The organism is Streptomyces sp. NPDC002911 (assembly GCF_053591835.1).
The window spans coordinates 1-12,208 of sequence record NZ_JBSFUO010000014.1; the positions used below are offsets into that span (position 1 = coordinate 1).

The following is a 12,208-nucleotide window of genomic DNA, read 5'->3' on the forward strand; positions in this document are numbered from 1 at the left end:
CTGGCGGAACGGAACGCTCTGGTACAGCGACGCCGCACCCGGCTCCGGGCGCGGAGCACGGGGGGTGAGCTCCGCACCGCGGACACGCTCGACGAGCTGGCGCAGATGCTCCGGCGTCGTACCGCAGCAGCCGCCCACGAGCGAGAGCCCGTACTCCCGTACGAAGGTCTCCTGGGCGTCGGCAAGACCCTCGGCGTCCAGCGGGAAGTGCGCCCCGTCCTTGGTGAGCACCGGCAGCCCCGCGTTCGGCATACAGAGCAGCGGGATACGGGAGTGGCGCGTGAGATAGCGCAGGTGCTCGCTCATCTCCGCGGGGCCGGTCGAGCAGTTCAGGCCGATCATGTCGACACCGAGCGGTTCGAGCGCGGTCAGCGCGGCGCCGATCTCGGAACCGAGCAGCATGGTCCCCGTCGTCTCGAAGGCCAGCGAGCACAGCACGAGGAGATCGCTGCCCATCGCCTCCAGCGCGCGCCGCGCACCGAGCACGGCTGCCTTGGTCTGGAGGAGGTCCTGCGTGGTCTCGATGATGAGCGCGTCGGCACCGCCGGCGATCAGCCCTTCGGCGTTCTGCTGGAAGCCGTCACGCAGGACCGTGTACGGAGCGTGTCCCAGGGTCGGCAGCTTCGTGCCGGGGCCGATGGAGCCGAGCACCCAGCGCTGCTGCCCGGTGGATGCGGTGAACCGGTCGGCGACCTCGCGGGCGATGCCCGCGCCGGCCTCGGAGAGCTCGTGGATCCTTCCGGGGATGTCGTACTCGCCCAGGGCGGAGGCGTTGGCTCCGAAGGTGTTCGTCTCCACGCAGTCCACGCCGACCGCGAAGTACTCCTCGTGCACCGAGCGGACGATGTCGGGACGGGTGACGTTCAGGATCTCGTTGCAGCCTTCGAGGTTCTGGAAGTCCTCGAGGGTGGGGTCCTGGGCCTGGAGCATGGTGCCCATCGCACCGTCGGCCACCACCACCCGGGTGGCGAGTGCCTCACGGAGCGCTGCGGCTCGGTTCCGGCTGTCAGCTGAGGGGGTCGGCGACGAGGCCATGGATGTTCTCCCTGGGATGCGACGGCTGTCGGCTTTGCGCCCCTCTGTGGAGGGGGACACGCCGCCAGCGTAGCCGGGAGGCGGCCGGGCCGGTCATCGCGTCCCACGGGGCGGACTGCATGCTGTGCGGTGAACGGCCCCCCTCACGAATGACGCGTAATCTTCGCGCCACCGGACAGAGGTCGGCATCGACCGATAGTGTTCAGCATTGTCGAACCGAGGTGGAGGAGTACGGCGCGATGGCGAAGAACATCCAGTCGCTCGAGCGGGCAGCGGCGATGCTGCGTCTGCTGGCAGGCGGCGAGCGCCGACTCGGCCTGTCCGACATCTCGTCGTCACTGGGCCTGGCCAAAGGTACCGCGCACGGCATTCTGCGCACCCTCCAGCACGAGGGCTTCGTCGAGCAGGACGCCGCGTCCGGGCGCTACCAGCTCGGCGCCGAGCTGCTGCGGCTGGGCAACAGCTATCTCGACGTGCACGAGCTGCGCGCGCGCGCACTGGTGTGGACCGACGACCTCGCCCGCTCCAGCGGCGAGAGCGTCCACCTGGGCGTGCTGCACCAGCGCGGGGTCCTGATCGTCCACCACGTCTTCCGGCCCGACGACAGCCGTCAGGTGCTCGAGGTCGGCGCCATGCAGCCGCTGCACTCCACCGCCCTGGGCAAGGTCCTCGCCGCCTACGACCCGGTCGCGCACAGCGAGGTCACCGAGGTGGAGCGGCGGTCCTTCACGCCGCGCACCGTCACGGACGCGGACGAGTTCGAGTCACTGCTCGACCTGATCCGGGCGCAGGGCTGGGCGGCCGACGTCGAGGAAACCTGGGAGGGCGTGGCGGCGGCGGCAGCCCCCATCCACGACCGGCGCAGGATGCCTGTCGGCGCCGTGGCCGTGACGGGCGCCGTGGAGCGCGTGTGCGCCGGCGGTGAGCTGCGGCCCGAGCTCGTCGCGGCCGTCCGGGACTGCGCCCGCGCCGTCTCACGGGATCTGGGCGCCGGACGCTTCTGAGCACCCTCCGACACACCCCCGCGACGCCGGTAACGATCGAGTCGCGCGTCACACACCTCTTGACGCACCCCCCGCTGGAGAGAAACATGGCCGCTCACCGGTCGGCATTGCCGAACACCTAACGGCAATACGCGTTAGGGTGTGACAGTGCCGAGGGCCGGTCAAGCCCTACAGGTGATGTGCCCGTCCTGGACAGGTACCCACCTCGGGTCGCGATCCACCGGAGGGACCCGGTGTTTCGCCTTCCCCTGGACGAAGGACAAAGGAGTCGCGGGTGTCCAGCTCCGACATCTTCATCGGCGAGACCATCGGTACCGCCATACTCATCCTGCTCGGCGGCGGTGTCTGTGCCGCCGTCACGCTCAAGCGCTCCAAGGCGCAGAACGCCGGCTGGCTGGCCATCACCTTCGGGTGGGGGTTCGCCGTGCTGACAGGCGCCTACATCGCCTCCGGTGTCTCCGGCGCCCACCTCAATCCGGCGGTCACGATCGGCCTCGCGATCCAGGGGGGCACCGCGTGGAGCGATGTGCCTCTGTACCTCGCCTCCGAACTGTTCGGTGCGATGATCGGTGCCGTGCTCGTCTGGGCCGTCTACTACGGACAGTTCCACGCGCACCTCACGGATCCCGAAATCGTGAAGGACCAGCCGGCCGAGGAGGGCCTGGTCGACCAGTCGGCCGCGCCGAAGGCCGGCCCCGTGCTCGGCATCTTCACCACGGGGCCTGAGATCCGGCACGCGGTGCAGAACGTGGTCACCGAGATCATCGCCACCTTCGTGCTGATCCTGGCGATCCTCACCCAGGGCCTCAACGACGAGGGCAACGGCCTCGGCGCGCTCGGCGCCCTGATCACCGCACTGGTGGTCGTCGGTATCGGTCTGTCGCTCGGCGGCCCGACCGGCTACGCGATCAACCCGGTGCGCGACCTCGGTCCGCGGATCGTGCACGCGCTGCTGCCACTCCCGAACAAGGGCGGGTCGGACTGGGGCTACGCCTGGGTACCGGTGGTAGGACCGCTCATCGGGGCCGCATTGGCCGGCGGGCTCTACAACCTCGCCTTCGCCTGAGCCACATCCTCCACACGACACAGACTTCCGGGAGCCAACCGTGACCGACGCACACACCACCGGCCCGTTCATCGCGGCCATCGATCAGGGCACCACATCCAGCCGCTGCATCGTCTTCGACAAGGACGGCCGTATCGTCTCCGTCGACCAGAAGGAGCACGAGCAGATCTTCCCCAAGCCCGGCTGGGTCGAGCACGACGCGACCGAGATCTGGGAGAACGTCCAGGAAGTCGTCGCAGGGGCGATCGTCAAGGCCAGCATCACCTCCGCCGACGTCAAGGCGATCGGCATCACCAACCAGCGCGAGACCACCCTGCTCTGGGACAAGAACACCGGTGAGCCCGTACACAACGCCCTCGTCTGGCAGGACACACGCACCGACGCCCTCTGCAAGGAACTCGGGCGCAACGTCGGCCAGGACCGCTTCCGCCGCGAGACGGGCCTGCCGCTCGCGTCGTACTTCGCCGGACCCAAGGTCCGCTGGCTGCTCGACAACGTCGAGGGGCTTCGGGAGCGCGCCGAGCGGGGCGACATCCTCTTCGGCACCATGGACTCCTGGGTCATCTGGAATCTGACCGGCGGCACCGACGGCGGCGTCCACGTCACCGACGTCACCAACGCCTCGCGCACGCTCCTGATGAACCTCCACACGATGCAGTGGGACGACAAGATCGTCCAGTCGTTGAACATCCCGTCCGCCGTCCTGCCGGAGATCCGGTCCTCCGCCGAGGTGTACGGCACCGCCACAGGTGGCGTCCTCGACGGGGTCCCGGTCGCCTCCGCGCTCGGCGACCAGCAGGCCGCGCTGTTCGGCCAGACCTGCTTCGCCCAGGGCGAGGCCAAGTCCACTTACGGCACCGGCACCTTCATGCTGATGAACACCGGCCACACCCCGGTGAACTCGTACAACGGACTGCTGACGACCGTCGGCTACCAGATCGGCGACCAGAAGCCGGTCTACGCCCTCGAGGGGTCCATCGCCGTCACCGGTTCGCTGGTGCAGTGGATGCGCGACCAGATGGGCCTCATCAAGTCCGCAGCCGAGATCGAGACGCTGGCCTCGTCGGTCGAGGACAACGGCGGCGCGTACTTCGTGCCCGCGTTCTCCGGCCTGTTCGCCCCGTACTGGCGCCCCGACGCCCGCGGCGTCATCGCGGGTCTCACCCGCTACGTGACCAAGGCGCACATCGCCCGGGCCGTGCTCGAGGCCACCGCCTGGCAGACCCGCGAGATCAGCGACGCCATGACCAAGGACTCCGGCGTCGAGCTGACCGCACTCAAGGTCGACGGCGGCATGACCTCCAACAACCTGCTGATGCAGACGCTCTCCGACTTCCTGGACGCACCCGTGGTGCGCCCCATGGTCGCCGAGACCACCTGCCTCGGCGCCGCCTATGCCGCCGGCCTCGCCGTCGGCTTCTGGCCGGACACCGACGCGCTGCGTGCCAACTGGCGCCGTGCCGCCGAGTGGACACCCCGCATGGACGCGGCCACGCGTGACCGCGAGTACAAGAGCTGGCTCAAGGCCGTCGAACGGACCATGGGCTGGATCGAGGACGAAGAGAGCTGAGGAGCAATCGACATGACCACCCTGCAGAGCGTCCCCGCCCTCGGGACGCATCCGGCCTCCGGCTCCCTCCCGAGCCGTGCCGAGACCCGGGAGCAGCTTTCCAAGGCGACGTACGACCTCCTGGTGATCGGCGGCGGCATCCTGGGCATCTCCACCGCCTGGCACGCCGCGCAGTCCGGACTGCGGGTGGCCCTGGTGGACGCCGGCGACTTCGCCGGCGCTACCTCCTCCGCCTCGTCCAAGCTGCTCCACGGCGGTCTGCGCTACCTCCAGACCGGCGCGGTGAAGCTGGTCGCGGAGAACCACTTCGAGCGGCGCGCGGTGTCCCGTCAGGTCGCCCCGCACCTGGCCAACCCGCTCACCTTCTACCTGCCCGTCTACAAGGGCGGGCCGCACGGCGCCGCCAAGCTCGGCGCGGGCGTGTTCGCCTACTCGGCGCTGTCCGCGTTCGGCGACGGCGTCGGGCACGTGATCAGCCCGGCCCGGGCGCAGCGCGATGTTCCCGAGCTGCGTACGGACAACCTCAAGGCCGTCGCGGTCTACGGCGACGACCAGATGAACGACGCCCGGATGGCGCTGATGACGGTCCGCGCGGCCGTGGACGCGGGCGCCGTCGTCCTCAACCACGCCGCGGTGACCGGGCTGCGCTTCACCAGGGGCCGGGTCACGGGCGCCGAGCTGGAGGACCGTCAGGACGGTACGGAGTTCGGCGTCGACGCACGCCTCGTGCTGAACGCCACCGGCCCGTGGGTCGACCACCTGCGGAAGCTGGAGGACCCGAACGCGGCGCCGTCCATACGTCTGTCCAAGGGCGCGCACCTCGTCCTCAAGCGCACCCGCCCGTGGAAGGCCGCACTGGCGACGCCGATCGACAAGTACCGGATCACGTTCGCCCTGCCCTGGGAGGACATGCTGCTGCTCGGTACGACCGACGAGGAGTACGAGGGCGACCCGGCCGATGTCGCGGTCACCGAGAAGGACACGGCGCAGATCCTGGACGAGGCGGCTTTCTCCGTCCGGGACCAGCAGTTGTCCCGCGACCTGATCACGTACTCGTTCGCGGGGCTGCGGGTGCTGCCCGGCGGTCCGGGCAACACGTCCAAGGCCAAGCGGGAGACGGTCGTGACGGAGGGCCGGGGCGGGATGCTGTCGGTCGCGGGCGGCAAGTGGACGACGTTCCGCCACATCGGCCGTACGGTGATGAACAAGCTGGCCGAACTGCCCGGGCACCCCCTCGCCGAGGACATGGAGCCGATGGCCCGGCTGCCGAAGAAGGTGCCGCTTCCCGGTATCGCCAATCCGAACGCCGTCGCACACCGGCTGATGGTCGACGGCGGTACGCCAGGGCCGCGGATGGCCGCCGACACGGCCCGGCACCTCGCGACCCACTACGGCTCGCTCTCCTTCGACATCGCACGGCTGGCGAACGAGGACCGGTCCCTGGCCGAGCGCATCCACCCCGACGCCCCGGAGATCTGGGCGCAGGTGGCGTACGCGAGGGACCGTGAGTGGGCCGAGACGGCGGACGACGTGCTGCGCCGCCGGACGACGCTGACGATCCGGGGGCTGGCGACGGACGACATCCGGGCCAAGGTCGAGGACGTTCTCGGCAACCGGCACTGACGGTCCGTACTCCGAGGGGCGGCTCCGGGTGGAGCCGCCCCTTCGCATGCGCCCGTGCCGATGAGCGCGGTGCCCGCGCCGCCGCGGACCAGGCCGATGCCGCCCACAGGCCGGGGTGGACTCCGGGCCGTCGCGACCTCGTGATGTGCTCCGGTTACGTCATGCACCGGGCAAGCTGATGGTGGCGGAGGGCCTCGGCGCGACCGTGCTGCCCGACTTCGGCGTCGTCGGCGCTCTACTGGAGCGCAGCGGCACGCGTGTGCCGGTCACTCGACGACGCCGGCGCCCGCGGTTCTCCTGGTGCTCCAGCGCCGCAGGCCGGGTTCCGCACCGCGTTGCGGCACGCGAGCTCCACCGCCTCCTGGTGGAGCGTGCGCGGAGCCTGTGACCGGGCGGGGACGCGGTACCTGCCGCGGGCCGCATAATGAGGTCCATACATCGGATGTCTTGTGCGCGAGGAGGCCCACATGGCCGTCACCGACGAAGCGATCGAGAAGATCAAGGGGATGATCGTCTCAGGTGCCCTGGCCCCGGGGGACCGGCTCCCCAAGGAGAGCGAACTCGCGGCCGAACTGGGCCTGTCGCGCAACTCGCTGCGCGAGGCGGTGCGCGCGCTGTCGCTCATCCGGATCCTCGACGTCCGTCAGGGCGACGGCACCTATGTCACCAGCCTCGATCCGCAACTGCTCCTGGAGGCGCTCAGCTTCGTGGTGGACTTCCACCGCGACGACACGGTGCTGGAATTCTTCGCGGTACGCCGGATCCTGGAGCCGGCCGCCACGGGGATGGCGGCGCTGCGCATCACGGAAGGGGAACTTGACGCGCTGAGCGCCCAGTTGGACGCACTGGGTCCCGAACCCTCGGTGGAGGCGCTGGTCGCGGGCGATCTGGAGTTCCACCGGGGCATCGTCCGGTCCTGCGGCAATTCGGTGCTGTGCTCCCTGCTGGACGGCCTGTCCGGCCCGACCACCAGGGCCAGGGTGTGGCGCGGGCTGACCCAGGAGGAGGCGGTCAGCCGCACCCTGCGCGAGCACCGGGCGATTCTTGCCGCCCTTCGGGACCGGGACGCCGAGGCGGCCCGGTCCTGGGCGACGGTGCATGTGGCCAGCGTGGAGCAGTGGCTCCGCTCAACCTTGTGAGGGTGCGGCCGGCCGCAGGCGCAGCCCCTGCATCCCGCCGTCGACGGCGAGCGCGGTGCCGGTGACGGACGCGGCCGCCGGACCGGCCAGGTAGACGACGGCTGCGGCCACCTCGTCGGCGGACACCAGCCGTCCCAGCGGCTGGCGTGCGTCGAGTGCGGCGCGCTCCGCCTCCGGGTCCTCGGCCTGCCCGAGCAGCCGGCCGATCCAGGGGGTGTCCGCGGTACCGGGATTGACGCAGTTGACCCTGATCCCCTCGCGGACGTGGTCGGCGGCCATCGCGAGGGTGAGGGAGAGCACGGCACCCTTGCTCGCGCTGTAGAGCGCGCGCTGCGGGATGCCGGCGGTCGCGGCGATGGAGCAGGTATGGGTGATCGACACGGCCCCGGGCCGCCCGGCGGCGGCGCGGCGCAGGTGGGGCAGCGCGTGACGGGCGGTGCGGACCATGCCGAGCACATTGATGTCCAGTACGCGGGTCCATTCCGCGTCGGGGTTGTCCTCGACGGTGCCGATCGAGCCGATCCCCGCGTTGGACACCAGGGTGTGCAGGCCGCCCAGCTCTGCGGCGGCCCGGTCGACCGCGTTCCGTACGGCCTCGTCGTCCGCGACGTCGGCCTCGAGAGCGAGCGCGCCCTCGGGAGCTCCCTCGGGATCGAGATCCAGCACCGCGACACGCGCCCCGCGGTCGAGCAGCAGGGTCGCCACGGCGGCCCCGATACCGGACGCACCACCTGTCACCAGGGCGGACAGTCCTTCGAAATCCTGCGTACCGGCCGTCATTCGGTCTCCTCGTAGGTCCGTCGGGCCTGCCACACGGGGCCCTGCGGGTAGCGGTGCGCGGCGATCGAGGCGGGGAACATCCGGGCGGAGAAGCCCGGTGCGCGCGGGGTGACGTAGCGGCCGTCCGCGATCACGGCCGGGTCAACGAAGTGCTCGTGGAGATGATCGACGTATTCGATGACGCGGTCCTCCCGGCTGCCGGAGACCGCGACGTAGTCGAACATCGAGAGGTGCTGGACCAGTTCGCACAGTCCGACGCCTCCCGCGTGGGGGCAGACCGGGACACCGTACTTGGCGGCGAGCAGCAGGACCGCGAGGTTCTCGTTGACGCCCGCGACTCGTGCGGCGTCGATCTGGACGAAGTCGACGGCGCCGGCCTGGAGCAGCTGTTTGAACACGACCCGGTTGGCGATGTGTTCGCCGGTGGCGACCTTGACGGGCTGACCGGCGCGCACGGCGGCGTGGCCGAGCACGTCGTCGGGGCTGGTCGGCTCCTCGATCCAGTACGGGTCGTACGGGGCGAGTGCCTTCATCCACCCCACCGCTCCTGCCACGTCCCAGCGCTGGTTGGCGTCGACGGCGATCCGGATGCCGGGGCCGACGGCCTCACGGGCGAGCGCGAGCCTGCGGACGTCGTCGTCCAGGTCGGCTCCGACCTTCAGCTTGATCTGGGTGAAGCCGTCCGCGACGGCCTCCTCGGCCAGACGCACGAGCTTGTCGTCGTCGTACCCCAGCCAGCCGGGCGAGGTGGTGTACGCGGGATAGCCCTCGGCCAGCAGCCGCTCGGTGCGCTCGGCACGGCCCGGCTCCACGGCGCGGAGGATGTCGAGTGCCTCCTGCGGGGTGAGGGCGTCCGTGAGGTAGCGGAAGTCGACCAGGGAGACGAGCTCCTCCGGGCTCATCTCCGCGAGGAACTGCCAGACGGGTTTCCCCGCCAGTCTCGCCGCGAGGTCCCAGGCCGCGTTGACGACCGCCCCGGCCGCCATGTGCATCACGCCCTTCTCGGGGCCGAGCCAGCGCAACTGGGAGTCGTGCGTGAGCTCCCGGTACAGGGCGGCGAGGTCCGCGGCGGTACGCGGGGCGGGGCGCCCCACCACGTAGGACCGGAGCGTCTCGATGGCGGCGGCCATGACATCGTTGCCGCGGCCGATGGTGAAGCAGAAACCGTGCCCCTCCTCGCCTTCACCGTCCGTGCGCAGGACGACATAGGCCGCGGAGTAGTCCGGGTCGGGGTTCATGGCGTCCGAGCCGTCCAGCTGTTCCGAGGTGGGAAACCGGATGTCGTCGACCTCGAAATCCAGGACGGTCAGACTCATGTGCGCCCCCAGGGGAATAACATCGGATCTCTCAGCGATCATCCGATGTATAGCTCCCCGGGGGCCTCGTAGTCCAGGGTTCGGATGAAGTTTGATCAGTTTCTATCGGGACAGCTCGGATGAATAGAGGAGTGGCACGCTTCACCTCCGCACGCAAACGGCCTGCGGCGGAACGGGGCGGAAGCCGTAAGGTTGGTCCGTACACAAGGGAACTTCGGAAGGAGGCCTGGGTGATCGAGCTCGAGGGGGTACCCGAGCTGATCGACCCGGTCATGGTGGCCGCGTTCGAGGGCTGGAACGACGCCGGTGACGCCGCCTCCACAGCGGTCGCGCATCTGGACCGGGAGTGGAAGGGCGAGGTCTTCGCGGCGCTCGACGCCGAGGACTACTACGACTTCCAGGTCAACCGGCCGACGGTGTGGCTGGACGGTGGGACGCGCAAGATCACCTGGCCCACCACGCGGCTCTCCGTGGTCCGGGTGGGCGGCGAGAAGCCCCGTGACCTGGTGCTGATCCGTGGCATCGAACCCTCCATGCGCTGGCGTTCGTACTGCAACGAGATCCTGGGCTTCGCCCATGAGCTGGGCGTCGAGATGGTCGTCATCCTGGGGGCGCTGCTCGGCGACACCCCGCACACCAGGCCGGTGCCCGTCAGCGGGGTCACCTCGGATCCGGAACTGGCGAGGACCATGGATCTGGAGGAGACCCGGTACGAGGGGCCGACCGGCATCGTGGGCATCCTCCAGGAGGCCTGCACCCATGCGGGGGTGCCCGCGGTGAGTCTGTGGGCGGCGGTGCCGCACTATGTGTCGCAACCGCCGAACCCGAAGGCGACGCTGGCGCTCCTGAACCGTCTCGAGGATCTGCTCGGGCTGCGGATCCCGCTGGGCGAGCTGCCCGAGGACGCCCGCGCCTGGCAGCTCGGGGTCGATCAGCTGGCCGCCGAGGACAGCGAGGTCGCGGAGTACGTGCAGACGCTGGAGGAGGCGCGGGACACCGCCGAGCTGCCCGAGGCGTCCGGCGAGGCCATCGCCCGTGAGTTCGAGCGATACCTGCGGCGCAGGGACATCGGCGGGCCCGGCCAGGCGCCGGGTGGTCACGCCACGGAGAGCGGTGACGTGCCGTATCTGCGGGACACGTCCAGCGGTCGCACGAGGCCACCGAAGCCGCAGCGTCCGGAGAAGGGGAAGGGCCGGTCCAAGGATGCCGACGGGGACGCCTCACCCGAGGACCCGCCCCCCGCCGGACCGGACGAGGACGCCTCGGACGACTGACGTCCCGCCTCCCTTGCCTCAGATGTGAGACGGCCCCGGACTTCGCGTCGGTCTCTCGCGAAGTCCGGGGCCGTTCGGCGCTTCCTGCGGGGTTGCTACAGCGCGACGCCCAGCAGGGCGTCGACGGTGCGTGAGACGACACCGGGCGCGCCCTCGTCCGTGCCACCGCCGGAGCTCTGCCGGGCGGCCCAGCGGTCCACGGCGGCGAGTGCGGCCGGGGAGTCCAGGTCGTCGGCCAGGGCCTCCCGTACCTCCTCGACCACGGCGTCGGCGGAGAGTCCGTCGGGCCGGGAGACGGCGGCACGCCACCGGGCGAGACGCTCGACGGCGTCTTGGAGCACCTGGTCGGTCCACTCCCAGTCGGACCTGTAGTGGTTCGCGAGCAGGGCGAGCCTGATCGCGGCGGGGTCCACCTCGTCCCGGCGCAGTGCCGACACGAAGACGAGGTTCCCCTTGGACTTGGACATCTTCTCGCCGTTCAGGGCGACCATGCCGGCGTGTACGTAGGCGCGGGCGAAGGGGTGCTCGCCGGTCAGTGCCTGGGCGTGCGAGGCGCCCATCTCGTGGTGCGGGAAGGCGAGGTCGGAGCCGCCGCCCTGGACGTCGAAGGTCATGCCCAGGTGGTCCAGCGCGATGGCGACGCACTCGATGTGCCAGCCGGGCCTGCCACGGCCGAGCGTGCCGCCGTCCCAGCTCGGCTCACCCTCGCGGGCGGCCATCCAGAGCATCGGGTCGAGCGGGTTCTTCTTGCCGGGGCGCTCCGGGTCCCCGCCGCGCTCGGCGGAGAGCAGTCGCATGGCCTCGGCGTCGAGGCCCGAGACCTCGCCGAAGTGCGGGTCGCACTCGACGGAGAAGTACACGTCGCCGTCGAGTTCGTAAGCGGCACCCGCGTCGCGGAGTCGTTCCACGAGCGGGACGATGCCGGGTATCGCCTCGACCGCCCCGACGTAGTGCTTCGGGGGGAGCATACGCAGGGCGGTCATGTCCTCCCGGAAAAGAGCCGTCTCACGCTCGGCGAGCTCGGTCCAGTCCTCGCCGTCGCGTACGGCCCGCTCCAGCAGCGGATCATCCACGTCGGTCACGTTCTGGACGTAGTGAACCTGCCGCTTGGTGTCGAGCCACACGCGCTGAACGAGGTCGAACGCGTTGTAGGTCGCCGCATGACCCATATGGGTCGCGTCGTACGGCGTGATGCCGCAGACGTATATGCGGGCGACGGGACCGGGGTCAAGGGTGATCCGTCCGCCGGTCGCGGTGTCGTGGATCCGAAGGTCGCGGCCCTTGCCAGGCAGGGCGGGGACCTCAGAAGCGGGCCAGGCATGCATGTCATGAGCGTAACCGGATGATGCTTCCGGATACGAACCGGACGGCAGATCGTGGCCGGAGAGGCGGTCTTGCGCG

At 70.3% G+C, this 12,208-nt stretch carries 10 protein-coding genes; 6 read left to right on the forward strand and 4 right to left on the reverse strand.

The window, feature by feature from the left end:
- The coding region (locus ACWD04_RS21555; protein WP_451134232.1) for a homocysteine S-methyltransferase family protein at positions 1-1,035 on the reverse strand (1,035 nt) is incomplete at its 3' end.
- 239 nt (positions 1,036-1,274) lie between these two features.
- Here ACWD04_RS21555 and ACWD04_RS21560 point away from each other — a divergent pair.
- From ACWD04_RS21560 to ACWD04_RS21580, 5 genes are all read left to right on the forward strand, one after another.
- Complete coding sequence (locus tag ACWD04_RS21560; protein ID WP_451134234.1) at positions 1,275-2,039, forward strand: IclR family transcriptional regulator; 765 nt, start codon at positions 1,275-1,277, stop codon at positions 2,037-2,039.
- 274 nt (positions 2,040-2,313) lie between these two features.
- Entirely contained in the window at positions 2,314-3,105 is a 792-nt protein-coding gene (locus ACWD04_RS21565) for an MIP/aquaporin family protein (RefSeq protein ID WP_451134236.1), read from the forward strand.
- Positions 3,106-3,145: 40 nt separating this feature from the next.
- Positions 3,146-4,675 carry a glycerol kinase GlpK gene (gene glpK / locus ACWD04_RS21570; RefSeq protein WP_451134238.1) on the forward strand — a complete coding sequence of 510 codons (1,530 nt, stop codon included), beginning with the start codon at positions 3,146-3,148 and terminating at the stop codon, positions 4,673-4,675.
- Between the two features lie 12 nt (positions 4,676-4,687).
- Complete coding sequence (locus ACWD04_RS21575) at positions 4,688-6,298, forward strand: FAD-dependent oxidoreductase (RefSeq protein WP_451134240.1); 1,611 nt, start codon at positions 4,688-4,690, stop codon at positions 6,296-6,298.
- Between the two features lie 467 nt (positions 6,299-6,765).
- Complete coding sequence (locus ACWD04_RS21580) at positions 6,766-7,437, forward strand: FadR/GntR family transcriptional regulator (protein WP_451134242.1); 672 nt, start codon at positions 6,766-6,768, stop codon at positions 7,435-7,437.
- On the opposite strand, the gene ACWD04_RS21585 is transcribed toward ACWD04_RS21580, so the two are convergent.
- Both ACWD04_RS21585 and ACWD04_RS21590 read right to left on the reverse strand, forming a co-directional pair.
- Entirely contained in the window at positions 7,426-8,217 is a 792-nt protein-coding gene (locus tag ACWD04_RS21585) for an SDR family NAD(P)-dependent oxidoreductase (protein WP_451134244.1), read from the reverse strand. The two genes, ACWD04_RS21580 and ACWD04_RS21585, sit on opposite strands and share 12 nt — an antisense overlap.
- Positions 8,214-9,533 (reverse strand): L-fuconate dehydratase, encoded by a 1,320-nt coding sequence (locus ACWD04_RS21590; protein ID WP_451134246.1) that lies wholly within the window; start codon positions 9,531-9,533, stop codon positions 8,214-8,216. Before ACWD04_RS21590 ends, ACWD04_RS21585 begins: the two co-directional genes overlap by 4 nt.
- Positions 9,534-9,763: 230 nt before the next feature.
- On the opposite strand from ACWD04_RS21590, the gene ACWD04_RS21595 reads away from it, so the two are divergent.
- Complete coding sequence (locus ACWD04_RS21595; protein WP_451134248.1) at positions 9,764-10,807, forward strand: PAC2 family protein; 1,044 nt, start codon at positions 9,764-9,766, stop codon at positions 10,805-10,807.
- A gap of 95 nt (positions 10,808-10,902) precedes the next feature.
- Here ACWD04_RS21595 and mshC read toward each other — a convergent pair whose 3' ends face one another.
- Entirely contained in the window at positions 10,903-12,132 is a 1,230-nt protein-coding gene (gene mshC, locus ACWD04_RS21600) for a cysteine--1-D-myo-inosityl 2-amino-2-deoxy-alpha-D-glucopyranoside ligase (protein WP_451134250.1), read from the reverse strand.
- Between the last annotated feature and the right edge of the window lie 76 nt (positions 12,133-12,208).